Origin of the sequence: Porphyromonas canoris (assembly GCF_000769115.1) — a bacterium.
Lineage (GTDB): Bacteria > Bacteroidota > Bacteroidia > Bacteroidales > Porphyromonadaceae > Porphyromonas_A > Porphyromonas_A canoris.
In genome coordinates, this window is the sequence record NZ_JQZV01000013.1 from 71,309 (window position 1) to 94,909 (window position 23,601).

Consider the following 23,601-nt stretch of genomic DNA (forward strand, 5'->3'; position numbering starts at 1 on the left):
ACTGATACAAAAATACAAATAAGAGGGGATAATTTCAATTCTATTATCGTCTGTGCAATAAAACGATATTCTCCACGTGATGGGTGTGAGGGAACATATCTACCGGCTGTACACGCTCCACGCTGTAATGAGAGTCCATCATTGCAAGATCTCTTGCCTGTGTGGCAGGATTGCAGCTTACGTACACGATGCGTTCCGGAGCTGCACGAAGAATGGTTTCGACGACATCCTGATGCATCCCGGCACGTGGAGGATCCGTAATGATCACATCCGGCTTGCCATGTGTCCGTATAAACTCATCATTGAGAACATCTTTCATGTCTCCGGCGAAGAAGGTCAAGTTGTCAAGCTGATTATCTTCCGCATTGTGCCTTGCATCTATTACAGCGTCTTCGACATACTCTATCCCCACTATTTTTGAAGCGGATTTGGAGAGGAAGCAAGCGATAGTCCCGGTACCGGTGTACAGGTCATAAACCACTTCGTGAGGCTGTATGCCTGCCATCTCTCGTACTTGTGAGTAGAGCTCGTAAGCCTGCTTGGAGTTGGTCTGATAAAACGATTTCGGTCCAACCTTAAAGCGCAACTCCTCCATGGCTTCCATGATAAATCCGGGGCCATGATAGGTTACCATGTCGAGGTCATTGTAGGTGTCGTTTCTTTTCGGATTGACTATGTAGAGCAGTGTCGTGATTTCGTTTCCAAACCGTTCCAGTATGGCATCGAGAAGTGTCCTGCTCTTCTCTTCGTCTTCTTCGTGAAAGATGACCAGCACCATCACTTCTCCCGTCGAAGAGGTGCGGATGACCAGATTGCGCATATACCCGACCTGCTCTTTAAGATCGAAGAACGGGTATTGTTCCGGACGAGCCAGACAAAAATCTCTGATGAAGAGACGGATCCGGTTGGACAGGTCTATCTGCAGGTGGCACTCCTCTATGTTGAGCACCTTATCGAACATACCGGGAATGTGAAACCCTAATCCCGCCCGGCAACCAACATCTCCATCGCCGATCTCCTGCATTTCTTCCGCTGTAACCCAACGCTTATTGGAGAAAGTGTATTCCATCTTGTTCCGATACTCGAATATCTCTTTGGAGCCGAGAATAGAGCGTCTGTCCTTAAGCTCTATCTTGCCTATCCGTTCGAGTTGATCATATACCTGACGCTCTTTCATCGCCAGTTGCATGGTATAAGGAACGTGTTGCCACTTGCATCCTCCACATGTTCCGAAATGACGGCAACGAGGTTCGACACGATGCGGAGACGGCTCCAAGATTTTCACCACACGCCCTTCGGCAAAAGAGCTTCTGCTCCTTCCGAGCTGTACATCGACCAGATCACCCGGAGCCGTGAAAGGTACAAACAACACCTTTCCATTCTCCAGTCTTGCCAAAGATTTCCCTTCGGCAGCCATCTCTTCTATACGGACGGCTTCCAGTATCTTTCTTTCCTTTTGTCTTTTTCTACTCATCTTCTCTCTTATCTATGGCTTCGCTCTCCAAGGTCAGCACTTCATCGTATGCTTCCCATTCCGGATCTCGTTCCGCATGACAGCGTATCGGAAAAGTAGGGAAATCGGTTGTGCTTTCGTTGAGAGTCTTTTGAAAAGCCTCTATGTTCCTTGTGTAATACGACCAGCTTGCCTCGCCGTCTCCCGTTGCTTTCAGTACGCAGATGGCAAGTTTGTTCTTCTCCATGGCGCGACGAACGGCATCTCCCCATGCTTCTATCGACTTCGACTCTTCTGCCGAGGGGAGTCCTTCCGCATCTTCATCGTACTTCCAAAATATATCCACTCTGACAGGGTACTTCCCGCTTCCTCTATGTTCTGCAATGTCTACACGGCCATTCACAAAAACCGTCCTGCCATTCTCTCCTTCTGCCAGTGCGAAGAACCACTTTTTACTCAGTTTCATATCTTACTTTGTTCTCTTTTTCGGTGTTGTGCCAGCTGTATGGCGTTCACTATATTTTGCCAAAAGACGTATGCTGCCGGGATCAGCGATGCCAACGGATGTATGTACGTGGTTGCTATCCATATAGCCAATACCGTGTTTTTCTGTGCAAAACTCTGCCCCACCGTGACGGCATTTCCCACATATCTCTTTCCTATCCATCTTCCGACGGCAAAGCAGAAAAGACAGATCACTAATGCCACGACAAGAGAGGAGGATATAAAGAAGCCGCTCATCTCTTGATGCTCGAAGAAGAAGCGGATGGTGGTAGCCGCAATTATAGCCAGCGAAAAAGACCATACCAGTATGGAATATTTGCTTGCATGCTCTACCTTGGAATGCAGTCGTGGAAAAAAGTATCTCAACACCCATACGATGGCGAGCGGACCCATTACCATCAACGCCACTTGTGAGATCACGCTGAAAAACGTCTCCACTGCATTCGCCTCCCGATCGAATCCCCCCACAAAGACCATTACCGGAACAGCCAGCGCACAGAGGATATTGCCCAAAAAGAGATAGCAGGTAACGAAAGAGATATTCCCTCCCAAAAAGTTGGTGATAACACCCGCAGCTGTTGCCGTAGGCGTAAGAAAAATCAGAAGCGCCCCCATTGCCAGCAAGTGGTCTACCTTGTTCAGAGCAAGATAGGCTGCCGTACCGCAGATGAGCGTAAGCACCAGCAGGAGCAGATGCACCCATGATGGCGCAAGGCTTTTGGGAGAGATCTTCGTATAGTTGAGAGTAAGCAGGATAAATAGCAGCCACGGCATCAGATACCCCATATTGCTTAAAATGGGATAGAGTATCACGCCTATGAGCATTGCCCAAAGGAGCTGATAGTTTTTGAATGTCTGTATCCAGCCGGTCTGTTTCATCGCTTTGCTTATCCCTGTTCAGGATTGGCAATGCAAAGGTACTCAATAAGGTCTATACCACGAAAAGGAGAAAAAGGTTTATCAATAATTGTTGCTTTGCCTGTGAGCGGATCCTCAAAGAAGATATTAAGCAGCGACTAAAAAGATGAAGCACAGAGAGCTGTATGAATGCAGGAGAATATTTCACAATACCAAGCCATCTCTTAAATCTTCCGAACGGCTTCATAAAGTATTCTTAAAGGATTTATAAAATCCTCCGAAGCTGACCACGCGATGAAATCGAGGCTTGATTTGCAAAAACCAAGACTTGACTTTAGACATTCAAGGTTTGATTTCCGGAAGTCGAGACTTGATTGGAATTACTAATCCCGTTAAGAGAGAAAAATATATGCTTTCAGCAGGATTTTTTAATCTGTTTAGAGAAGCTCTACAACGCTATCAGAGAAGAGAGAAAGGGGGGAGAGGCTTTTAAGAGAGGGAGTAATGGTCTCATTACTAAAGGTTAAGAGTAGAGAAGATTTGGGGATTGCGTTTTTTGTGTCAAAGAATTTTTGCTTACCTTTGCACCCAAATTTTACGAAACTATTGTCGCAAACCGCGGCCGTGTATTCTAGAACACCACGTAAAAAACAGGAAAAATGAAAGAAAAAGTATCTGTACCTTTCATGCTGCTCGGCATACTCTTTAACGTGTGTCTGATTGCGGCTAATCTTCTTGAGACTAAGATTATCCACATTGCAGGGCTTGATGTTACTGCCGGACTACTGGTCTTTCCCGTATCTTATATTATCAACGACTGTATCGCAGAGGTGTGGGGCTTCAAGAAAGCCCGTCTCATCATCTGGAGCGGCTTTGCCATGAATGCTTTTGTCTGTATTCTTGGTCTTATCGCTGTGGCTTTGCCTGCGGCTTCGTTCTGGGAGGGAGAGGAGCACTTCAACTTTGTTTTCGGTATGGCACCACGTATTTTGGTGGCGAGTATGACTGCTTTCCTGGTCGGCTCATTCCTTAATGCGTATGTGATGAGTAAGATGAAGGTGGCAACCAAGGGGAAAAACTTCTCCGCTCGTGCCGTTGCTTCCACACTCGTGGGTGAGACAGCCGACTCTCTGATCTTCTTCCCGATAGCCTTTGGCGGTATCATCGGATGGAGTGAGATTATCGGAATCATGGTTTTGCAGATCTTCCTCAAGTCGCTCTATGAGGTGATCATTCTGCCTATAACCATTCGTGTCGTCAAAGCTATCAAGAGAATCGAGGGGATCGATGTCTATGACACCGACATCTCTTACAATGTCTTGAAGATAAAAGACCTGTAACAATGTATCTGGATACGGCTCTTGTCGTCTTCAGTGGCGGTCAAGACTCTACCACGTGCCTTTTCTGGGCAAAGAGAGCATTCGCTCACGTGCGAGCCATAAGCTTCATTTACGGGCAGAAACATGTCAAGGAGATAGAGTTGGCTCGCTCCATTGCCGCAGAAGCCGGCATCTCTCTTGAGGTGAAAGATGTCTCTTTTATAGGCTCTTTGGGTAGAAACTCTCTGACGGACAGCTCTATAAAGATGGATGAAGAGAAGCCGGAGAACAGTGTGCCGAACACTTTTGTTCCGGGAAGAAATCTTTTTTTTCTCTCCATTGCTGCCGTTTATGCACGAGAACAGGGTATCCGACATATCGTTACCGGGGTCTCTCAGACCGATTTCAGCGGCTATCCCGACTGCAGAGACAGCTTTATCAAATCCCTGAACGTTACGCTCAATCTTGCCATGGACGATGAGTTTGTCCTCCATGCTCCTCTGATGTGGCTGGATAAAGCGGAAACATGGGCTTTGGCGGACGAACTGAATGTCTTGGAACTTATACGCCATAAGACCTTGACGTGCTATAATGGTATTCCGGGCGATGGTTGCGGTGCCTGTCCGGCGTGTACGCTCAGACGCAAAGGACTGGAGAAGTATCTCTCGAACAGGAATCCCCGATAGTTTAACAACAGAAAGAGATAAAAAAACGTATGACAGAACTAAAGGATCAACTCTCTCTACTGGGACGCACAACGGAGTACAAGCAAGACTATGCACCGGAGGTGCTTGAGGCTTTTGATAATAAGCATCCGGATAATGACTATTGGGTGCGCTTCAACTGCCCGGAGTTTACAAGTCTTTGCCCTATTACCGGTCAGCCGGACTATGCGGAGATCCGCATCAGTTACATACCTGACATGAAGATGGTAGAGAGTAAAAGTTTGAAGCTGTATATGTTCAGCTTCCGCAATCATGGCGCTTTTCATGAAGATTGTGTGAATATCATCATGAAGGATCTTATTGCTCTGATGAATCCCAAGTATATCGAAGTTACGGGCATATTCACTCCACGCGGAGGAATATCCATCTATCCGTATGCCAACTATGGTCGTCCCGATACGAAGTACGAGCGCATGGCGGAGCAACGTTTGATGACAAGAGAGTAAGCGCAGAGCCATTTTTGATGACTTATGCAAAGAAACAGGGCTGAACTTCCATATTAGTTCAGCCCTGTTTCTTATTTCGTAGGGATGTTTGGACGAATAGTGTGGCTCAGACAATCAGAATGGGAGATCGTTTACATCGCTTTCCAGTGTCTCTATCATCTTGTCCCAAGGGATCGGTTCCTGTGTTTCTTCCTGCTCTTTATCCTTTTCCGGTAGGGGCGAAGCGGATTTGTCTCCGAGAATTTCGATGGAAGAGGCAACGATCATGGGTGTTTTGGAGATCTCTCCTTTATGATTTGGCGTGCTTTTGTAGCGCAATTTCCCTTCTACCAACAGCAGCTGTCCGGTCTTGACATAGCTCTCCACGAACTTGGCATTTGCACCAAAGGCGGAGATGGAGTGCCAATCGGTCTGAGGATCTACCTTTTCGTTCTCCTTATTGATGTAGCCTCTCTCGTTGGTTGCAAGCGAAAAGTGGGCACGCAGAGAGGTGAAGTCGTAGTACTTGATCTCCGGATCCGATCCGACGTAACCTATCAGAATGATTTTATTGTAAGTCTTTCCCATAAGAAATGAAGTCTGAAACATTATAGACTACGGCATAAAGCTCGGATACAACACTCTCTATCGGGGAGTCTGTCCGCTTTTTTCTCATGAGCAGAAGCGGAGTGGGCGACTCTTCCGGGCGGTATGGTGGCTGAAAGTAAGGAATATCTTCCGGCTCGAAGCCGAGCGAACGGTATAGCTTGATGCGTCTGATGGCATTCTGACCCGCTTCCGGATGTTCGCATTCCAGTACAATATCCTTGTCCTCATACTCTTTCATCAGGTCGTTGAGTATCTCTGTCCCCAATCCTTTCCCCTGATAGTCGGGCATCACCATGAGATATTCTATATAAAAAGAGCCGGAAAGAGGATAGGACATCACCACAGCTATGATCTCTCCGCCCTCTTTATAAACAGAGATATAGTGCTGCCGCTCTGCCAAGCTACGGAATGTGCGCCGCTCTTCACGCGGGAAAAGCTCTACATAAGCCCTGACCAGCTTAAAAATCTCTTCGGCAGAAAGGTCTTCTAACTGCACTCTTCTATTTCCATGCTCAAGGCTTCCCATTGTTCTAATGTGCGTTTATGCGTTTCGCTCAGCTTGGAATACTGCTCGAGAAGAGCCGGTGAGGTCTCGTTGCGAGCGAACTTCTCCTCCATGGATTTTAGCTCTTCTTCTTCCTTTTGGATATGTTCCTCCAGCTGTTCCAGCTCTTTTTCCAACTTTCGTACTCTCTTCAGTGTCTCTTTCCGGCGCTGATAATCTTCTTTTCCTTTGGTCGAAATCTCTCCGCTTTCAGCAGGTACACTCTTTTTGACAACGGGAGTCTCTATGCGCTCTTGAAGTAGCTGAAGATAGTAGTCTATACCTCCGAGATGAGTGATGGCAATGCCATCTTTGACCTCTATAACCTTTGTTACCAGACCGGAAAGGAAATCACGGTCGTGAGAGACTATGAGTACCGTGCCCTCATAGTTCAGAATGGCCTCTTTCAGAACCTCTTTGTTGTGGATATCCAAGTGGTTGGTCGGCTCGTCGAGAATAAGCAGGTTGCCCGGTTCGAGCAGTAGCTTTATCATTGCCAAGCGGCTCTTTTCTCCTCCCGAAAGTACTTCCACTCTCTTTTCGGAGGTCTCTCCTCCAAACATGAAAGCACCAAGAATGTCGTTTATCCTGAGGCGAATGTCCCCTACGGCTATTCGGTCTATGGTGTCGTAGATGGTGAGTTTGGGATCTAAAAGCGATGCGGCATTTTGGGAGAAGTAGGAGATTTCGACATTGTGCCCCAATGTGATCTCTCCCGTATGGGGCAGCTCTCCGAGTATTGCCCGAAGAAGCGTTGTCTTACCTGCTCCATTCTTCCCGACTACGGCGATCTTCTCCCCGCGTTTGATCTCTAAGTTTGCCCCTTTTAGTACATCCAACTCTCCGAAAGAGACCCTTAAATCTTCCACTTTCAGAGGATAAGCACCGGAAACAATGCGCATCGGGAAGCGGAAGTGTATGCTTCTGCGTTCGATGCGATCGACCTCTATCCGGTCGATCTTCTCCAATAGCTTCACGCGACTTTGCACTTGAACGGCTTTTGTAGCCTTGCTCCTGAATCTCTCTATGAACTCTTCGGTCTTACGGATGCTCTTTTGCTGATTTTCGTAAGCCCGCATCTCTTGTTCGTAGCGTTCTTCTCGCAAAGTGAGATATTGGGAGTAAGGTACTTTGTAATCGTATATCTTTTTATTGGAAAGCTCTAATGTTCGAGTGGTTATATTGTCTACAAAGGCTTTGTCGTGCGATACTAAAAGCAAGGCGGAAGAGGATTGTTTCAGAAAGTTTTCCAGCCAAACGATAGACTCTACATCCAGATGATTGGTCGGCTCATCGAGTAAAAGAAGATTGGGTTTCCGCAACAGAATCTTTGCCAACTCTATCCGCATCCTCCATCCTCCGCTAAACTCGGAAGTGGGACGGTGTAAATCTTCTCGGACAAATCCGAGTCCGAAAAGCGTTTTTTCTATCTGTGCCTTGTAGTTGTCGCTGTCGAGGATAGCAATCTCATCGGTCAGGTCGGATACTTTCTGCGCCAACTCCATGTATGAGTCGGAAGAAAAATCCTCTCTTTTCATCAACTGTCCGGACAGTGATTCCAGATACGCTTTCTTCTGAAGAATATCACCGAAAACGGTCTCCGTCTCTTCCCAAACAGTTTTCCCTTCTCCGGGAAGGAGGTGTTGGGACAAATATCCCAACACACTCCCCGAAGGAAGAGATACTATACCCTCGGAGGGAGAACGCTTTCCGGCTATGATGTTCATGAGTGTAGTCTTTCCGGCTCCGTTGAATCCGGTAAGAGCCACTTTCTCGCCTGTGTTAATCACAAACGAGACACCCGAAAAGAGCGTGTCCGCTCCGAAGTAAACAGCTAAATTTTGTACAGATAGCATGTTGTCTTACTTCTTGTCCAAAATATTGTGCAGGCGGTTCACCCAGTAAGCATAGTGGCGCTTGCTGTCCTTATCTGCGGCTGAGGCAAGTCTGGACTTGTAAAGCGTTTGTATTTCACGCACCTTTTCGTACATGAGAGCTTGCTTCACATTTGCAGGGATAGTTGCAAATACCGGAATACGGAAGAATGAGGTTTCTCCCTTATCGGCTTGCTCGGCATTGTTATCGCTATGCTTGTGGTTGTGTGTACAGCCATGGCTGCATTGCCATTGAGGCTTGGCGTCTTCCATCAACTCTTCAAATCTTTTCTGTGCAGTTACTACAACCGTAACCTGGCCTGATGAGGTGAGAAGAGAATTAAGAGCAGCGTCTTCGATGTCTCGGTCTATGTCTTGAAGCTTTTTACCTTCGTAGCTCTTGCGGAACAACATACGGACAGCATCGTTTACGTAAGCATCCAAAGAGTAGTTGTTCTTAGGATCTGCCTTGTATCCGTGTGCCACAAAAGCAAGACGGTAGTCGGCAAAGATCTGACCAATAACAGCGCGGGGCATCACATCGTACAGCGCAAGACGTGTTCCGTATTTCAGATATTGTGCCTCAGGGAATAGCCATGAGCGGTAAGTGCGCAACTGATTGTCCAACCAGTTCATCGCTTGTTTCTGTTTCGCTTTCGGCTCATACGTTACGGCATTTTGGCTGTCGCCTTGTCTGTTTTCAGTATAAATGATGCCACCGAGATGAGGAATAACATGACCTACATGTCTGAAATACTGCATGGCGATAGCATTTTGCACATCCAGTAGATCGTCTGTACGCTCTTTATCTTTTTGCAACCACTTTTCGTAGTTTGCCATGATGAACTTAAGGTTCTTGATAGCAAGATCTCCGGCTTTGATGTGATCGTTGGACAGGTCTTCCATTTGGTCTGTCGGGTCTAATGAGATGATCTGTTGTGCACCAAAGCGATACATCGGATCATGATCTTTGGCTTCTATCCACTTACGGAGTGTAGCCTTTTCATCTTCAGGATTTTTAGTGCCGGGGATCAGACGGTAGCCGTAATTGATAGCGTGAATGTCATAAACACCGAGATTCGGAGGAGTAAGGCGCACACCTCTTTCCAAGTCGCCCGGTTGTGCCACGAAGTTGTTACGTGCATAGTCCATGATACTTGGGGTAGTGCCGTACTTTTGAGTGAATGACGGACTTCTCAGAGAGTCGATAGGGAAAGAGTAAGACGCACCCATGTTGTGCATAAGACCCAATGTGTGTCCTATTTCGTGAGCAGCAACGTATCTCATAGACTCTGCCATCACTTCATCCGGAAACTTATCTGTGCGAACTCGCTTGTCTGCAGCAGCTGTCTGAACGAATCTCCAGTCGTGTAGAAGGCTTATAACGTTGTGATACCATATCACATCGGCATTCAGAATCTCACCACTGCGAGGGTCTACATAGCTTGGTCCCATGGCATTTGGTACTTCTGTCGCAGCATACTTGATACATGAGTAGCGCAAGTCGTCCGGGTCAAACTCAGGATCTTCCTGTGCATTCGGGTAGAGCTTAGCTACTACGGCATTCTTAAATCCGGCAGCTTCAAAAGCCGTGTTCCAGTCTTCCACACCATCAAGAATGGATTGTCTCCACTTCTTAGGGAATACGGTGTCCACGTAGAATACGATAGGCTTCTTCACTTCTACCACTTCTCCGCGCTTGTAAGCTTCCATGGCGGCAGAGTCTTTAGGCTCTACTCTCCAGCGGTGAATGATTTGGAAGTTTTCTATCTTATCTTTATCCGTTGTGAAACGAGTGCGATAAGAGCTGAAGTAACCCACTCTGTTATCTTGCAAACGAGATTGCATCGGCTCTCTTGGCAGTAGGACAAGCGAGCGGTGTGTTTCAAGAGTGTAGGCTTGGTCTGTTCTGTAAGACATCAGACTCTTTACTTCGATATTCTTTGGGAAGTTTTTCACGGATGTTATTCTCGATCCGCCGGGAAGCGGAGCGGTAGGCATCTTCGTACGTGTACCCACCGGAGAGAGATATCGTTCGCCTCCAACGAAGATTTGAGTAGCGTCTATGAGTACCTTACCATCCTTTGTACCCTTTATCGGGAACACGCGAATGATCGGATCCAAATAGTTTTTCTTGAAAGAGGGAATGATAGGGTCGTTGGCTGCAACCGAGATGTAAGTGTTCACCTCGTGCATATAGACGGACTGCTTATCCTTTGTGAAGCGAACAAGGAACGGATCTGTAACCATCTGTCCTGCCACATGTTCATTCGGGTTGCTCGTTTTAGAGATTCTGTTGGAGAGCAAGAAGTTGTCGTTATTTGTGAAGATCTCTTCCGGCAAAGCAAGATGAAGCATGCCTTTATCGTCCAAATAAGTGGTGAAAAGCCCTTGGCTCTCTTTCGCATCCTTTACCGCTGCCTTAAACTTCTCAGCTTCCGGATCCGGCTTGGCATTCTTAGCTGCCTCTTCTGCGGCTTTTTTCTGCTTTGCTCTCTTAGACATAAAGATTCTGGAGATGCAGCTGCTTTTCTTCTCCTTCTTTTCTGTCTTGGTTTCCTGCCCCTTTTCTTGAGCAAGAACGGCAGGTACGCCCGGTATCGTAACGGATACCACCATCGCTGCCGTCATGGCTATAAGCCATTTGTTTGTCTTCATAAGCGAATTTGTAAATATTGGTTGTTAAGTATTATATGATTCATCCTGTTCGTCGTCCGCATTCGGTCTCAGTATGAGAGTGCCGCAGCGGCTGCAATAGACTGCTTCGGGGTCTTCGGACGGATGTCCGCACGCATAGCAGTAGATGGATGCCGCCGAGGCAGTAGTGCCGTCGGACTGTTTCTTTGTTTTCTTTTCGAGATCTCTTCTGTGCCGTTCGGCTCTTGTGAGTTCAGAGCTGACGATACCTGTCGGTACTGCAATGATGGAATACCCCAACAGCATCACCACCATGGATATAAGCTGACCTGCCCATGTTACAGGCGTAATATCTCCATAGCCCACCGTGGTTATGGTGATCACTGCCCAGTAAACGGATCGTGGAATGTCGTTGAACATCGGGTTCACATCCCCCTCCACAAGATACATGAGAGAGCCTAAGATGGATACCAAAACGACAATAAAGAGCATGAATACCGCTATCTTCGGTGTACTCTTTCGTATAGCTCCGTAGAGCAGATGGCTTTGCTGTATGGCACCACCCATACGAAACACTCGGAACAGACGCAGTAAACGGAGTACTCTGAGCACCAACATGTAGTGCGTTCCTGAGAATGCGATGGCAAGGTAAGTGGGAAGGGTCGAGAGCAGATCCACTATTCCGTAGAAAGAGAAAGCGTACTGCATCGTTTTGGTAGAGCAGTAGAGCCGGAGGAGATATTCTATGGTAAAGAGGAGCGTAAAGATCCACTCCAGGACGTTGCACACCTGCTTCCATGGGCTCTCCACGCCGACGCTGGAGTCTATAAAGACTACAAAAACGCTGAGAGCCACCATCACGAGGAGGATCTTATCGAATCGTTTGCCTGCCGGAGTATTTGTCCCGAAAAGGACTTCGTGCAAGCGCTCTTTGCCGTACCAGGCTCCTGCTGTGTGTTCTCTCTTTTGTGGCTCCGGATTGGGAGCGGTATTGTCGGACATTTCTCTCATTCTCACCGGTGCCGATCCTTTACTGCTTTCGACCGCATTGAGGATTGGCTTTTTATCGTCCAAAGATAAATATTTTTAGTCTATTGATGAAAAAATAATCACTAACTTAGAGTCTTGAAAAAGTGTTGTTTTATCTCCTTTTTCGGTTGCTTTTGCCCATCATCTTCAGCCCCGAAACGGGAACAATATTCTCCTATGGATTTTCACAAGAAAGCTCTTTACAGATATATCGTGGTGTTTGCCCTTCTTGCAGCTGCTTTTTTTCTGGTCATCATGATGCGTATGCCACAGTTTGCGATCACGATTTTGCTCTATCTTTCTCTTGTTGTCGCCATTTCGATGCTGTGGCCGGTGTGGAAGTGTAAAGTCAAGAGTCTGTTCAAGATACCGCTTTTCTATCTGCTGTTTCTCTTTTCTGTCGTTACGATGTTCCTTACCGATCAGATCACCCTTCAGATGATGGCGATTCTTTTTACTCTTTTGGATGGGATGTACCTCTTCTATATGGAGGTGGAGGAGGCTAAGAAAAAGGAGTAACGACCGGCGATTTTTATATATTTCATCCCGCCGAAAATTCCCCCTTTCCGGCTCTCTCTATTTTGATTCTCACCTCTGTTTTGAGAGCCGGGAATTGTGTTAAATCGGAGTTGTCCTATTAACACTAATTTCGATACCTGTTAAGCAAAAACGCTAAACGAGCATATTTTGTCGGCTTAACGTGTTTAATTTTTCAGTGAACACGTTTACCGATTTCATTAAACACGTTTACCGGATTCGATAAACGTATTTAGATTTTTATCGAAAAGGGTTGATTGTCAGAGTTTTACTGATTTTTGCCTGATTTTGCCCCTTTTCGGGGCGATTTTAACATTGATCTTTATTAACAGACGGTAGCTCTAAAATGGCTGTTTATTAACCAAAATTATGCCCATGAATCCGTCCGAGGGGAAAAAGTTTGAGAATCGGGCTCTTTTATATTCTGTTGGTTATGAATAGAATACGGACTTTATGCTTCGTGATGACCTGAAAAGAGGAGAAAGCGGAGGGGAAAAATCGCCTTCCCGGACGGCTTCCGTCTTTGTATAAAAACTACCTAAAAATTTCACCAATGACTCTCACCAATCACTCCGGCAAGAGAAAAATGTGAGCCGAAACGAGAGAAGGAAAAGGTTTAGAGAGAAGAGGGGGTAGAGCTTGTAAGGGTAGGTTTGCAGTCTACAATCTTCACATCGTAGGTGTGGCAGGCTATGCCGTTGGGAGAAAAGTCGAATCTCACAATAAGTGAGGTCGATTCCTGCTCGCCTTTCTGGTCAAAAACGAAGTTGCCCAAGCTGTAACAGATATACTTCTCTCCGCTTCTGCGGATCGGTTGGAGCACGTGCGGATGGTGCCCCACAATGATATCCGCTCCTGCTTGTAAAAGGGTTTGAGCATCCCTTACCTGCTTTACGGAGGGACGTGTCCGGTACTCTGTCCCCCAATGTACCACTACTGCGACATAGGTTTTCGGGTTTCTGCGTTTGTACTTCCGTATCGTTTCGGAGAGCTTGGGAGCACTATGCTGGCATATTCCCGCCTTTTGGGGCAGAGGGAACCAGCCTTCCAACGGGATGAGTACCGTATTGAAGAGTGCCACTTTTACCTCTCCTTTACCGATGACAACAGGGGTGGAGCGTTCGGCATCCGTGTATCCGTAGCCGAGCGGAGCTATGCCCGATGCTTTGAGATGCCTGTAAGTGTCTCGAATGCCTCCGATGCCCTGATCGTTGGTGTGGTTATTCGCCATCGCGGCGTGCGTGATACCTGCTTTTGCCAGAGCCTTTGCCCACTCCGGCTCTCCTCGGAAGATGAACCGCTTGTTTATCGGTGTGCGAAGAGAGGTTAAGGGGCATTCCAGATTGATCACCGTGGCATCCGCCTTATAAAACAGAGGAGAGACCGATGAGAAAAGCTCATCGATCCCTCTTCTTTCTATCTCTTTCCTTACGCCTCTATCCAGCAGGACATCGCCCGTAAAGAGTATGGAGAGAGTCTCCTCTCCGGATGTTTGGGCTGCTATTGCCATAGAGGCGGAGAGCAGCAGGCATACTATGTTCAGGATGGCTCTTGTCAGCATCCGGAGCTGTACTGTTCTCTGTCGTCAGATTTAGGAGCTTTGCCCACCACGAGAGGCTTCATCCAATCCGGTATGCCCGGAGCTTTCTCCTCTTCAAGTAGTTTTTGCCACTCTTCATCAGTGAGTCGCTCGTTGAGCGGACGCACAAACTCATAGTAGCTGAAGGTGGCACCGCGTGTGAGATAAAGGAATCCGTCTATCTCCACTACGACATAGATAGGATTGACATAGCCTGTACCCACGTGCAATACACCTTGTTTGTTACATTCCAGTACATTGCGAGTATAGATGTCTGCCACAACCGCAACGGAGCGATCGGGACCTTTTACATAGGTCCAGGAACTAAAAAACGTTCCCGGATCCAATATCGACAGGGTATAGTCCTCTATGTAGCTTCCCAAAACCCCTATCATCAGGTGCTCGTTTTCTGTCAGGTTTTCTCCTGCAAGCTCTTTCTTGGTTACATCTATGAGGAACAGGATGTGTCCTTGAAGCTGATCTGTTTTCGACTCTAAATCTTTGGTAAGACAGTTGTGCTTCTCAAGCAACGCTTTCGTTACATCCAGGATCTCATTCATCTTCTCCCAGAAAGGAAGGTTGGGCTCTACATATCCTTTGACGTAAGGGTCCGGAAGACCGCCTCCACCGCATTCGGCAGCAACCGGTTGCTCTCCATAGAGAATGGCATCGTGCTTCAGCTCTGCCCATGAAGCCAATGCTGTGTTGAGATTCTTGTACCCCCACTCCTTAGTCTTCATGAAGTCCGGAACATTTTTGTCCATACGTACCATTGTAAACAGCGATTCCAACCATCTGTTGTATAGCGGTGGCTCTGCCGGTTTGTACGTGCGGAACTTCTCTTTAAGCTTATCCAGCTCGCCGGAGTAGCCGCTCCAATTCAGATCTTCGTTATAGAAGTTTTTCAGAATATCCTCTGCTTGCGTCAAGCCGTTAGCAGCGAAAACATCAAGGCCTTTAGGGAATGCTCTCTTGCTATCAGGGGTTATATCCACCAATTCTTGCAGGATCTCGTTGTCGGGGAGATAGCGTTGAGGCATGAAGTTGATCTTATCATGGCAAGTAAGTTCTATCTTCGGCGAAATCTTGTTCTTCTGTAATGCAAGAGACTTCATCTCTTTACGGATTGTGGCAATGCCCTCTGCACTTAATGCTTCACCCATTTTTGAGATGTTTTTCTTACGCATGATACCGACAACATCCATGACGGAGAGGTTGTCCGACTCACCTACGAGGAATACCGTTTGGCTATACATGCCATCATAGAGGGCTTCGATAGATTTGCCTTCTCTGGTTTTGCTGTCTCTTAAAAGGATCGCTTGAAAGAGTGTTTTCTCAAAGTCTTCATCGCCATCGAGGCAGAAGTAGGCAACTTGCAGCCACATCATTGCACGGAAATAGGCTTTGGTCTGCTCCGAACGTGTATAATTGCCCCTTGGTTTGAATAAATCGAATGGGAAATCCGCACCTGTGGCAAGAAAAGCCGACATGGAGCTTTTCTCTTTGAGTATATTTTTGATCTCTTCTGCTACGGCATTTTCATATTTTTCCGCTACCGGCAGTTTTTCTCCCGTTAGAAGATAGTACGGAATAGCGTAGAACGCTGCGGTGTATTCTGCCAGTGCTTTTATTTTCTCTTCTCCCGTCTCCTTTGAAATGCGTGTGGCATTTCTGTACATGCTTTCGGAGATTTCTGTTATGGCAGGTATGAAGATCTCTTTTTCCAGAGACTTCAGCACATAAGAGAAGTACATGTGGAAGGTTTGCAGGAAAAGATCGGTGGTGATAAAGCTTGGGATGTTCTCATAGTCGTTCTGTTCGTACAGGTGGAATAGCTGTTCGTGCGTGCCGTAAGCGATGGTAAAGTTGAAAGCTTCAAGGTTCTTCATGAACAGGGAATCCACTTCGTAAAACTGCCGATCGTTTACGATCATTTTGGTATTGCCCAAACGAAGATTGCCTTTGACTATATATTGCTCTTTTTTAAGCTCCTCTATCCGCTTATCCACTCTGGCAACAAAAGCGGCTTCTTCGGGAGAGAGCGTGATGTCGCTGTACTCTGTCGGGAAGTTTGTGCCGTTCTCTTCTGACTGCTCAAAGGCCTCTTCGTACAGTTTGGTGTACCAGTCGGTGCTGCTTGAGAAGAATCCGTTGATGTTTGCATCCATGAAGTAGAGTCCGTGAATGGCATACGGATAGTTTCGCAATAGCAACAATTCCTCCATTGTATAGGCTTCGATCTCTTGATTAAGGTCTAATGAGCGTGGCAGCATAGAATCCCCAAAAAATGGGACACTCTTTTCCGCCGGAGTCTCTCCGCTATTTTCTTTTTTTGAAGTACATCCTCCGATGGCAATGAAAAGTATCAGACAGATGACAGATGCTAATTTTTTCATGAGGTTATAGTTTGAAAATGTATGTTTAAGCCGTTTGTTGTTTGGGTGGTATGGGGCAGAAACTCTTTCTTACAAGATCTTTTTTGCCTCCTCTTCCGTTATCTCTCGCGCGATGTAAGAAACAAATTTGAGACCGAAGCCCCTCCACTGATATTCTGAAACCAAATAACTGCCCGAAGGCTCCTGCTCTATCGTTCGCACACGAGCAGGAGAACAACTCCTGTCCACACGGAAATCATACAGCGGACCACCCATTCGGGAGCCGAGCCAAAGGGGACGGATATAAAGATTGTCCGCAATGCGATACAAGAATAGACGCTTACGCACGACAGGGTCGAATCTTGTACTTTTTTCTACACCCACTACTATCTCCGGAGTGGAATCGCCCCAAATATCGCCGTAATCGAATCTGTAAACCGGATAAGGGAGATTCCACGAGGAGCGGTTGCCTCTACAGTTTACCATGTGAAGCTTGTAGTTGGAGTCTGTGATCCTTTCCAAGTAGACCTGTGAGCGTCCCCGTCCCTCTCTCCAACTTACTCTGTCTGCCTGCCGACCGCATGAAGCAACGAGAAGAATCATCAAGAGAGGCAACATTGTATGGATAGTTCTGCCCATTGTATGTGTTGTGTGGTGTTTCGATACAAATATAGATATTTTACTGCTTTCAATTCGGGTTATCCCTTTTTTTGTATCTTAGCGCAGCAAACCAATACATCACAAAAGTTTACGTGGACCCTGACGGTAGTTTATCCTCGCTTTTTTCGGCCATAGAGGTAATGCCACTCTCTTTGGTCATATACATTGCAATAGCTATAAGTATTCTGCTACTCTTTCTTTCGGCATTCATGTCCGGCTCCGAAGTGGCATTCTTCTCACTCTCTCCTCAAGAAGTGGAAGAGATAAAGGAGCAAAAACACACCAATGATCATACTCTGGAACATCTTCTGAGAGACTCCGAACATCTTTTGGGCACTATCCTCATCGGCAATAACCTTGTCAATGTGGCCATCGTGATGCTCACCACTTATATCTTTCAGAGTGTTTTCGACTTCTCCGCAGCACCTATGATGGGATTTCTGTTCCAGGTCATAGGTCTCACCTTTTTGCTTCTGCTGTTCGGAGAGATCCTGCCCAAGATATACTGCCAACAGCGTGCGTTGCAGATTGCAAGGTCTTCTGCTCCCGTAATGGCTGTCTTTAAGAAGATCTTCTATCCGCTGAGTAAATTTCTTGTTTATCTCGGATCCATTGTGGGCAAAGGCATTGGGTACAAGAAGTATGAGCTGAGTCCCGAAGAGCTGAACAAGGCTATTCAGCTCACCACAGATGCTGAAGAGGAGAAGGGACTACTGACCGAGATTGTAAAATTTTACAGTACCACCGTCTCTCATGTTATGACACCTCGCATGGATATGGTAAGTCTTCCTTACAATACACCTTATGACGAGGTTCTCTCATTCGTGAAAGAGAACGGATATTCCCGCATCCCGGTGTACGAAGAACGCATTGACAACGTGCGCGGCATCCTCTATATCAAAGATCTGCTTCCTCATCTTTCCGAGCCTGCCACCTTTGAATGGCAGAAGATCATAAGGGAAGCATTTTTTGTACCGGAGACAAAGAAGATCGACGATCTCTTGGAGGAGTTTCGCCGTCAGCGGATGCACATGGCTATTGTCGTGGACGAGTTTGGCGGTACATGCGGTCTTGTTACGCTCGAAGACCTTCTTGAGGAGGTTTTGGGCGAGATTTCCGATGAGTATGATGAGGAAAGCAAGCCTTACAAAATACTGAATGACGGTTCGATCATCTTTGATGCCAAAATCTCTCTTACCGATTTTCTCAAGGTAACAAAGATTACAGACCCCGATATATTGGAGCAGGGAGAAGAGGTCGATACCTTAGGCGGTCTCATCTTGGAGGCTAAAGGAGATTTTCCGGTAAAGGGAGAGACAATCTCCGTACCGCCGTACAACTTCATGATATTGGAGATGGGACGGAGACGTATATCCAAAGTAAAATTCTTCCAAGACCCTGATGTGGAATAGTCCGGAGGAGAAAGAGAGACGCATTTTCATCACAAAGATTCTGGATGAATCTTTAGGCGAACGCCGTGAATGGCAGGCGTTCAGGCATCGGACGGCTCAGCAGCTTCTGCGGTATGCTTTTCCCGGACTGACGGAGCGTTATGCTCACTTGGAGTCGGGGCGTCCTTTTGTCCCGGAGATGCCGGAGTGTCGTATCTCTGTGTCGCACTCGCTGCATCATGTTGCCGTTGCTGTTTCTTTTACAGGGCCGGTTTCGGGGATAGACATAGAGGATAATCCCGAACGGGCGGAGCGGCTCGCGGAGAAGTTTGTCCATGAGCAGGAGTACGCTTTTATCGAGGAAGGGAAACTCTCTTTCGGCATCTTGTGGTCGGCAAAAGAGGCTGTCTATAAGTATGTGAGCCATAGAGGGCTGACGGAGTTCAAGAGCAGAATCATATTGCAGAGAGTCCTTTCCGCAGCACCATTGCGGCTGCTCTTCTTTGCATATACCTCTGCGGAGGAGCCTCCTCTGCCTGTGGAAGCAACGGCAATACCTTTGGATAACGGAGTATTGGTATGGGCGGATAAGCCTGAGAGTGCATCGCCCGGCATCGTTCAAGTACCATTCGAGACAATATCTTCAATCACAGTATAAACTAATACCAAATATTTATCACATGATTTCTGCACAGTTCGACCATTTTAACTATAACGTAACAGACTTGGAGCGCAGTCTGAAGTTTTATGAACAGGCTCTCGGCCTGAAAGAAGTACGTAGAAAAGAGGCATCCGACGGCTCTTTCATCCTTGTTTATCTTGGGGATGGCAAGACCGGATTTACGCTTGAGCTGACATGGTTAAGAGATTGGGACAGACCCTATAATCTGGGTGATAACGAGTTTCATCTCTGCGTAAGAGTTCCGGGAGACTACGATGAAGCAAGAGAGTATCACCGTCAGATGGACTGCATCTGCTACGAAAACGAATCCATGGGTCTCTACTTCATTTCCGATCCCGACGGATACTGGATAGAAATCCTTCCTCTTAAGAGAGGCTGACCTCTTGTGTAAGCCTTTTTCCCGCACCTTTAAGAAGCCCTTTTCGGAGGGCTTTTTTTATATATTCCATCCCGAAAAATGCTCACTTTTTTCTTGTTCTCTATTTTGGTCGGAGGGGTCATTTCCGGAGCACGACCGGACTGTTAAATTCGCCCCGGTTTGTTAACACCATTTTCGATACCTGTTCATTCAAAACGATAAAGCAGTATATTTTGTCGGCTTAAAGTATTAACCGAAATCAATAAACGTGTTTACCGATTTCATTTAATACGTTTACCGGATTCAATTAACGTGTTTAGAATTTTTGTTCTATCTGTTGATTATTAGAGATTTAGCCGTTTTTGTGCTTTTGGAGACATAAAAAGGAGAAAATCTGCATTAGGATATGTTTACAGACGAGTGCTCCGATTTTGATTTTTATTAACGCGAATTTGGGGCATGAAACCGCACAAAGAGAGAGCCGATGCCAAATTTAAGATTTTCATTATCTGCTTTATTGTCAGATGATTATTCCTTTTAATGAAATGTTTCATCATAAAACGGCAGAAAAAAGAGACGCCTCAAGAGAGACTTCTCAAGAGGCGTTTTTATATAAAAGCTCCCATCGGAAGGGGGCATAATTCTGACCAAAATCGGAACAAAAAAGAGGTGAAAAAGAGTCTCTCCACTGCTCTTCCAAACTGCTGCCTCTATGGAAGGAAATAGGAGGTAAGCATGGAGGTAACCAACATATAGATAAACATACCTATAAGGTCGTTACTGATGGTGATGAACGGACCCGTTGCTCTTGCAGGGTCGAGCTTGAGTCTCTCCAGCATCAAAGGGACAAATGTCCCGAATATACTCGCAAACATGACCACGGAAAAGAGAGAAATGGAGACCGATGCCATTACGATCATATCTTTGAGATAGAAGTAGTTGTACACAAATACGACCAAAGAGATGATGCTGGCGTTGATCAATGAGACGGCAATCTCCTTTGTTACAAGGCTCCAAAGCGATCCCTCCTTGATGGTATTGTTGGCAAGACCTTGCACGATGATTGCCGAAGATTGTATCCCGACGTTTCCTCCCGTTCCCCCGATAAGCGGAATGAAGAGCGGTAGCGTAGGATTGGAAGCAAAGATATGCTCATAACCGCCGAGGATGACGGAGTTGCCTATCCCTCCTGCCATACCTATCAGCAGCCACGGCAGGCGTGCAGCGGTTTGGCGAACGATGTTGTCCGTTGTCTCGATGTCTTGCGTGATACCGGATGCAAGTTGATAGTCCCTTTCGTGAATATCGCGCATCTTGTCCACTACATCGTCCACGGTGATGATCCCTAAGAGTCTGTCTATCTCGTCTACTACGGGAACAGCTACCAAGTCGTACTTTTCGATCACGTTGATGGCCTCTTCTATCGGTTCATTGTCCCGGACGGAGATAGGATCTTTCTTCATCACGTGCTTCACCTTGGCGACGGACGGGTTGGTGATTACCTTCTTTATGGGCAGCACTCCACGCAGTCTCTCCTGATCGTCCACCACGTAGATGTAATAAATTTCATTCAACTCTTCTGCCTGCGCACGCATCTCTTCCACGCACTTGGGCATACTCCAGTTTTCATTTATCACGATCATTTCGGTGGACATGAAGCCCCCGGCTGTGTCTTCATCGTACTTCAAGAGGTCGATGATCTCGCCCGCCTGCTCTACGTCCGCGATGTGAGAGAGGATGTCTTCCTTTTGGTCTTCGTCCAGCTCACGCATGAGATCCACCGCATCGTCGGTATCCATGTTGTCGATAAAGGTTGTGGCGATCTCTTCACTGGAAAGACGGTCGAGGATTTTAGCACGTTCGTCCTCGTCCAGCTCCATCAGCGCATCCGCCGCATCCTCTCCTTCCAGAACCCGATAGACGTACAGCGTCTCGTCCAAAGAGAGCAGCGTGAAAAGCTCGGCAATGTCGGCAGGGTAAAGATCCTTTATAAGCTCTTTTACGGCTGCCTTATTGTCTTGGTTTATCTCTTTTGTTAGCTCCTCTATAAAGCTTTTTTGAAAGTCTATCATAGGTCTGAGCAAGTTTTAGAACCCTGTGTCTCTGCACTCTGTTGCGATAGAATGTGAGGTGTGAGGCGGAGGGTTAGAGTTATGAAATCTTCTACACTGAGCTGCTCCGGGCGTTTGTTGAAAACAGGATCTGCATAGTCGGGATAGTCTGTTCCGAGAAGAGGACGAAGAGAATTGCGCATCGTCTTTCTGCGTTGATTGAATGCCGTCTTGACCACTCTGCGGAACATCTTTTCGTCGCATCCCAACTCTTTCCTGCCGTTGCGGCGTAAGATGATTACGCCGCTCTGCACTTTCGGAGGTGGTAGAAACACTTCGCGTCCGACGGTGAAAAGATACTCGACATCGTACCACGCTTGCAGGAAGACACTCAGAATACCGTAATCTTTCGATCCGGGAGGGGATGCCAACCGCTCTGCCACCTCTTTTTGGAGCATGCCGCTACATAGCGGGATGTACTCTTTATGCTCTAAAATCTTGAAGAAGATCTGTGAGGATATGTTGTAGGGGTAGTTGCCGATGACGGCAAACGACTCTCCGTCGAAAATGAGGGAGAGATCCATCTGCAAGAAATCGCCTTCGATGATGTCTCCTTCCAGCGAAGGATAGTGCGTTTTGAGGTAAGAGACGGACTCTGTATCTATTTCTGCGACTTTTACCTGCCTTCCCATCCGGAGGAGATACTTCGTAAGCACTCCCATACCGGGTCCTACTTCCAAAATGGGAAGCGGACTGCCGGACATCGTCTCGGCTATGCGGTAGGCGATATCTTCGTCTCGAAGGAAGTGTTGTCCCAAATATTTTTTTGCTCTTACGCTCTTCATCTTATTTGGTATCTTTGCGCAGTAATAGGACAAAATTACAAAAAAGCCGCTTATGCGGCTATATAAAAAGAGATATGACTATAAGACCGGCTTTCAAAAAGAGCTTGAAGGTGTTGCTGCCACTCTTTCTTGGAATTTTTATTTTTTGGTTGCTCTACCGCGATCTCGAAAAGCAAGAACTCTTGAAGACATTGAGAGAGGATATAGACTACGGAGTGCTCGCCTTTTCTTTGCTGTTTGGACTCGTTGCCAATATCTTTCGGGGCATGAGGTGGAACTTGCTTATTCGGGCAACAAACGAGGCTCCCCGCATGGCTCATTCGATACTCACAACGTTAGGTAACTATGCCGTGAATATGGCTTTTCCCCGTATGGGTGAAGTGTGGAGGTGCGGAGCGATGTCTCAATATTCGGGTATAGGATTCTCCAAACTCTTGGGTACACTTCTTGTCGACAGGGTTTCGGATGTTGTGGTGGTAGGTCTGCTCGTGGTGCTGATGCTGGGATACAATTTGGATTTCTTTACCGGATTTTTCTCATCTTCCCCGTCAGGCTCAAGCGGTATCTTGGCTCTCCTCTCATCCGTGTGGCTGTATGTCGGACTGTTGGCTTTTATCCTCCTTTGCGGGGTGCTCTACTACTTTACCAGAGAGTCCGCTTTTGTGAAAAAGATCAAGGAGTTTGCCCTGAATGTGTGGAAAGGGATATTGAGCATCAAAGATCTGGATAAGAAATGGCTCTTCCTGCTGTACACGCTTTTGATATGGGTAGGATATTTCTGCTTTTTCTATACAACGTTTTATGCTTTCCCGTTCACACGAGAGCTTGGACCGGGGATAGGTCTGCTCACATTTACGATGAGCAGCATTGCTGTGGCGGCTCCCGTTCAGGCTGGTATAGGAGCATGGCACTTTATGGTTATAGTTACCTTGACCTCTTTTGCCGTTGCACGGGAGAGCGCGGAGCAGTTTGCCCTCATTGTGCACACCATACAGACGCTGTGGATAACCATTTGCGGACTTGTGGCAATATTCCTCCTGCCTCTCTATTCTGCCAACAAGAGCCGAAAGATGCGTGAGAAGGAGATTTGAAATCTGTTATAGGGATAGAAAAAGGGGCTGCATCCGGATGATGTAGTCCCTTTTT

General features: G+C 46.8%; 21 protein-coding genes. 8 read left to right on the top strand and 13 right to left on the bottom strand.

Annotated elements, in window-relative coordinates; genetic code table 11:
• Window positions 1–43 precede the first annotated feature (43 nt).
• From rlmD to HQ43_RS05535, 3 genes are read right to left on the bottom strand one after another with little or no spacing between them, the layout of a single operon-like run.
• Window positions 44–1,474, bottom strand: coding sequence for a 23S rRNA (uracil(1939)-C(5))-methyltransferase RlmD (rlmD, locus tag HQ43_RS05525; protein WP_036790886.1), 1,431 nt, complete (start codon window positions 1,472–1,474; stop codon window positions 44–46).
• Window positions 1,467–1,919, bottom strand: a complete 453-nt coding sequence (locus HQ43_RS05530; protein WP_036790888.1) for a DUF695 domain-containing protein — start codon at window positions 1,917–1,919, stop codon at window positions 1,467–1,469. Before HQ43_RS05530 ends, rlmD begins: the two co-directional genes overlap by 8 nt.
• On the bottom strand, window positions 1,916–2,836 hold the full coding sequence (locus tag HQ43_RS05535; protein ID WP_036790891.1) for a bile acid:sodium symporter family protein: 921 nt from the start codon (window positions 2,834–2,836) through the stop codon (window positions 1,916–1,918). The genes HQ43_RS05530 and HQ43_RS05535 overlap by 4 nt, the downstream gene beginning before the upstream one ends.
• 638 nt (window positions 2,837–3,474) lie before the next feature.
• Between HQ43_RS05535 and HQ43_RS05540 the strand changes: the two genes are divergently transcribed.
• From HQ43_RS05540 to queF, 3 genes are read left to right on the top strand one after another with little or no spacing between them, the layout of a single operon-like run.
• Window positions 3,475–4,155 carry a queuosine precursor transporter gene (locus HQ43_RS05540; RefSeq protein ID WP_036790894.1) on the top strand — a complete coding sequence of 227 codons (681 nt, stop codon included), beginning with the start codon at window positions 3,475–3,477 and terminating at the stop codon, window positions 4,153–4,155.
• Between the two features lie 2 nt (window positions 4,156–4,157).
• Window positions 4,158–4,820, top strand: coding sequence for a 7-cyano-7-deazaguanine synthase QueC (queC, locus tag HQ43_RS05545; RefSeq protein WP_036790899.1), 663 nt, complete (start codon window positions 4,158–4,160; stop codon window positions 4,818–4,820).
• Window positions 4,821–4,849: 29 nt separating this feature from the next.
• The gene (queF, locus tag HQ43_RS05550) at window positions 4,850–5,305 is read left to right on the top strand and encodes a preQ(1) synthase (protein WP_036790902.1); all 456 of its coding nucleotides are present in this window, start codon (window positions 4,850–4,852) and stop codon (window positions 5,303–5,305) included.
• Window positions 5,306–5,419: 114 nt separating this feature from the next.
• Here queF and HQ43_RS05555 read toward each other — a convergent pair whose 3' ends face one another.
• The 5 genes from HQ43_RS05555 to HQ43_RS05575 are packed head-to-tail and all read right to left on the bottom strand — an operon-like array spanning window position 5,420 to window position 12,022.
• Window positions 5,420–5,872, bottom strand: coding sequence for a single-stranded DNA-binding protein (locus HQ43_RS05555; protein ID WP_052103100.1), 453 nt, complete (start codon window positions 5,870–5,872; stop codon window positions 5,420–5,422).
• Entirely contained in the window at window positions 5,853–6,419 is a 567-nt protein-coding gene (locus HQ43_RS05560) for a GNAT family N-acetyltransferase (RefSeq protein WP_036790905.1), read from the bottom strand. The genes HQ43_RS05555 and HQ43_RS05560 overlap by 20 nt, the downstream gene beginning before the upstream one ends.
• Window positions 6,380–8,293 (bottom strand): ABC-F family ATP-binding cassette domain-containing protein, encoded by a 1,914-nt coding sequence (locus HQ43_RS05565; RefSeq protein ID WP_036790907.1) that lies wholly within the window; start codon window positions 8,291–8,293, stop codon window positions 6,380–6,382. Before HQ43_RS05565 ends, HQ43_RS05560 begins: the two co-directional genes overlap by 40 nt.
• A gap of 6 nt (window positions 8,294–8,299) precedes the next feature.
• Entirely contained in the window at window positions 8,300–10,969 is a 2,670-nt protein-coding gene (locus HQ43_RS05570) for a zinc-dependent metalloprotease (protein WP_052103101.1), read from the bottom strand.
• 24 nt (window positions 10,970–10,993) lie between these two features.
• On the bottom strand, window positions 10,994–12,022 hold the full coding sequence (locus HQ43_RS05575; protein WP_052103102.1) for an ion transporter: 1,029 nt from the start codon (window positions 12,020–12,022) through the stop codon (window positions 10,994–10,996).
• 132 nt (window positions 12,023–12,154) lie between these two features.
• Between HQ43_RS05575 and HQ43_RS05580 the strand changes: the two genes are divergently transcribed.
• Window positions 12,155–12,496, top strand: a complete 342-nt coding sequence (locus HQ43_RS05580; protein WP_036790909.1) for a hypothetical protein — start codon at window positions 12,155–12,157, stop codon at window positions 12,494–12,496.
• A 634-nt stretch (window positions 12,497–13,130) separates the two neighbouring features.
• Here HQ43_RS05580 and HQ43_RS05585 read toward each other — a convergent pair.
• The 3 genes from HQ43_RS05585 to HQ43_RS05595 all read right to left on the bottom strand — a co-directional run bounded on the left by HQ43_RS05585 (window position 13,131) and on the right by HQ43_RS05595 (window position 17,107).
• Entirely contained in the window at window positions 13,131–14,075 is a 945-nt protein-coding gene (locus tag HQ43_RS05585; protein ID WP_036790911.1) for a CapA family protein, read from the bottom strand.
• Window positions 14,069–16,489 (bottom strand): DUF3160 domain-containing protein, encoded by a 2,421-nt coding sequence (locus HQ43_RS05590; RefSeq protein ID WP_036790913.1) that lies wholly within the window; start codon window positions 16,487–16,489, stop codon window positions 14,069–14,071. The genes HQ43_RS05585 and HQ43_RS05590 overlap by 7 nt, the downstream gene beginning before the upstream one ends.
• 69 nt (window positions 16,490–16,558) lie before the next feature.
• A complete protein-coding gene (locus HQ43_RS05595) occupies window positions 16,559–17,107 on the bottom strand; it encodes a nuclear receptor-binding factor 2 (protein WP_235305949.1) in 549 nt (182 codons plus the stop codon).
• A gap of 113 nt (window positions 17,108–17,220) precedes the next feature.
• Between HQ43_RS05595 and gldE the strand changes: the two genes are divergently transcribed.
• The 3 genes from gldE to HQ43_RS05610 are packed head-to-tail and all read left to right on the top strand — an operon-like array spanning window position 17,221 to window position 19,580.
• Window positions 17,221–18,540 carry a gliding motility-associated protein GldE gene (gldE, locus tag HQ43_RS05600; protein WP_036792590.1) on the top strand — a complete coding sequence of 440 codons (1,320 nt, stop codon included), beginning with the start codon at window positions 17,221–17,223 and terminating at the stop codon, window positions 18,538–18,540.
• Window positions 18,530–19,177 (top strand): 4'-phosphopantetheinyl transferase family protein, encoded by a 648-nt coding sequence (locus HQ43_RS05605; RefSeq protein WP_036790915.1) that lies wholly within the window; start codon window positions 18,530–18,532, stop codon window positions 19,175–19,177. The genes gldE and HQ43_RS05605 overlap by 11 nt, the downstream gene beginning before the upstream one ends.
• Before the next feature lie 22 nt (window positions 19,178–19,199).
• Entirely contained in the window at window positions 19,200–19,580 is a 381-nt protein-coding gene (locus HQ43_RS05610; RefSeq protein WP_036790917.1) for a VOC family protein, read from the top strand.
• A gap of 689 nt (window positions 19,581–20,269) precedes the next feature.
• Here the strand turns inward: HQ43_RS05610 and mgtE are convergent.
• Window positions 20,270–21,631, bottom strand: a complete 1,362-nt coding sequence (gene mgtE, locus HQ43_RS05620) for a magnesium transporter (protein WP_036790921.1) — start codon at window positions 21,629–21,631, stop codon at window positions 20,270–20,272.
• The gene (rsmA, locus tag HQ43_RS05625; RefSeq protein WP_036790924.1) at window positions 21,628–22,455 is read right to left on the bottom strand and encodes a 16S rRNA (adenine(1518)-N(6)/adenine(1519)-N(6))-dimethyltransferase RsmA; all 828 of its coding nucleotides are present in this window, start codon (window positions 22,453–22,455) and stop codon (window positions 21,628–21,630) included. The genes mgtE and rsmA overlap by 4 nt, the downstream gene beginning before the upstream one ends.
• A 74-nt stretch (window positions 22,456–22,529) precedes the next feature.
• On the opposite strand from rsmA, the gene HQ43_RS05630 reads away from it, so the two are divergent.
• Window positions 22,530–23,546 (top strand): lysylphosphatidylglycerol synthase transmembrane domain-containing protein, encoded by a 1,017-nt coding sequence (locus HQ43_RS05630; protein ID WP_036790927.1) that lies wholly within the window; start codon window positions 22,530–22,532, stop codon window positions 23,544–23,546.
• Window positions 23,547–23,601 lie beyond the last annotated feature (55 nt).

Bases quoted from the DNA above. Each gene is read 5' to 3' on its own strand.
- HQ43_RS05535 (WP_036790891.1), bottom strand. From the start codon at position 2,836: ATGAAACAGACCGGCTGGATACAGACATTCAAAAACTATCAGCTCCTT.
- HQ43_RS05605 (WP_036790915.1), top strand. From the start codon at position 18,530: ATGTGGAATAGTCCGGAGGAGAAAGAGAGACGCATTTTCATCACAAAG.
- HQ43_RS05565 (WP_036790907.1), bottom strand. From the start codon at position 8,293: ATGCTATCTGTACAAAATTTAGCTGTTTACTTCGGAGCGGACACGCTC.
- HQ43_RS05560 (WP_036790905.1), bottom strand. From the start codon at position 6,419: ATGGGAAGCCTTGAGCATGGAAATAGAAGAGTGCAGTTAGAAGACCTT.
- mgtE (WP_036790921.1), bottom strand. From the start codon at position 21,631: ATGATAGACTTTCAAAAAAGCTTTATAGAGGAGCTAACAAAAGAGATA.
- HQ43_RS05585 (WP_036790911.1), bottom strand. From the start codon at position 14,075: ATGCTGACAAGAGCCATCCTGAACATAGTATGCCTGCTGCTCTCCGCC.
- rlmD (WP_036790886.1), bottom strand. From the start codon at position 1,474: ATGAGTAGAAAAAGACAAAAGGAAAGAAAGATACTGGAAGCCGTCCGT.
- queC (WP_036790899.1), top strand. From the start codon at position 4,158: ATGTATCTGGATACGGCTCTTGTCGTCTTCAGTGGCGGTCAAGACTCT.
- HQ43_RS05540 (WP_036790894.1), top strand. From the start codon at position 3,475: ATGAAAGAAAAAGTATCTGTACCTTTCATGCTGCTCGGCATACTCTTT.
- rsmA (WP_036790924.1), bottom strand. From the start codon at position 22,455: ATGAAGAGCGTAAGAGCAAAAAAATATTTGGGACAACACTTCCTTCGA.
- HQ43_RS05610 (WP_036790917.1), top strand. From the start codon at position 19,200: ATGATTTCTGCACAGTTCGACCATTTTAACTATAACGTAACAGACTTG.
- queF (WP_036790902.1), top strand. From the start codon at position 4,850: ATGACAGAACTAAAGGATCAACTCTCTCTACTGGGACGCACAACGGAG.
- HQ43_RS05530 (WP_036790888.1), bottom strand. From the start codon at position 1,919: ATGAAACTGAGTAAAAAGTGGTTCTTCGCACTGGCAGAAGGAGAGAAT.
- HQ43_RS05590 (WP_036790913.1), bottom strand. From the start codon at position 16,489: ATGAAAAAATTAGCATCTGTCATCTGTCTGATACTTTTCATTGCCATC.
- HQ43_RS05570 (WP_052103101.1), bottom strand. From the start codon at position 10,969: ATGAAGACAAACAAATGGCTTATAGCCATGACGGCAGCGATGGTGGTA.
- HQ43_RS05630 (WP_036790927.1), top strand. From the start codon at position 22,530: ATGACTATAAGACCGGCTTTCAAAAAGAGCTTGAAGGTGTTGCTGCCA.
- HQ43_RS05555 (WP_052103100.1), bottom strand. From the start codon at position 5,872: ATGGGAAAGACTTACAATAAAATCATTCTGATAGGTTACGTCGGATCG.
- HQ43_RS05580 (WP_036790909.1), top strand. From the start codon at position 12,155: ATGGATTTTCACAAGAAAGCTCTTTACAGATATATCGTGGTGTTTGCC.
- HQ43_RS05595 (WP_235305949.1), bottom strand. From the start codon at position 17,107: ATGGGCAGAACTATCCATACAATGTTGCCTCTCTTGATGATTCTTCTC.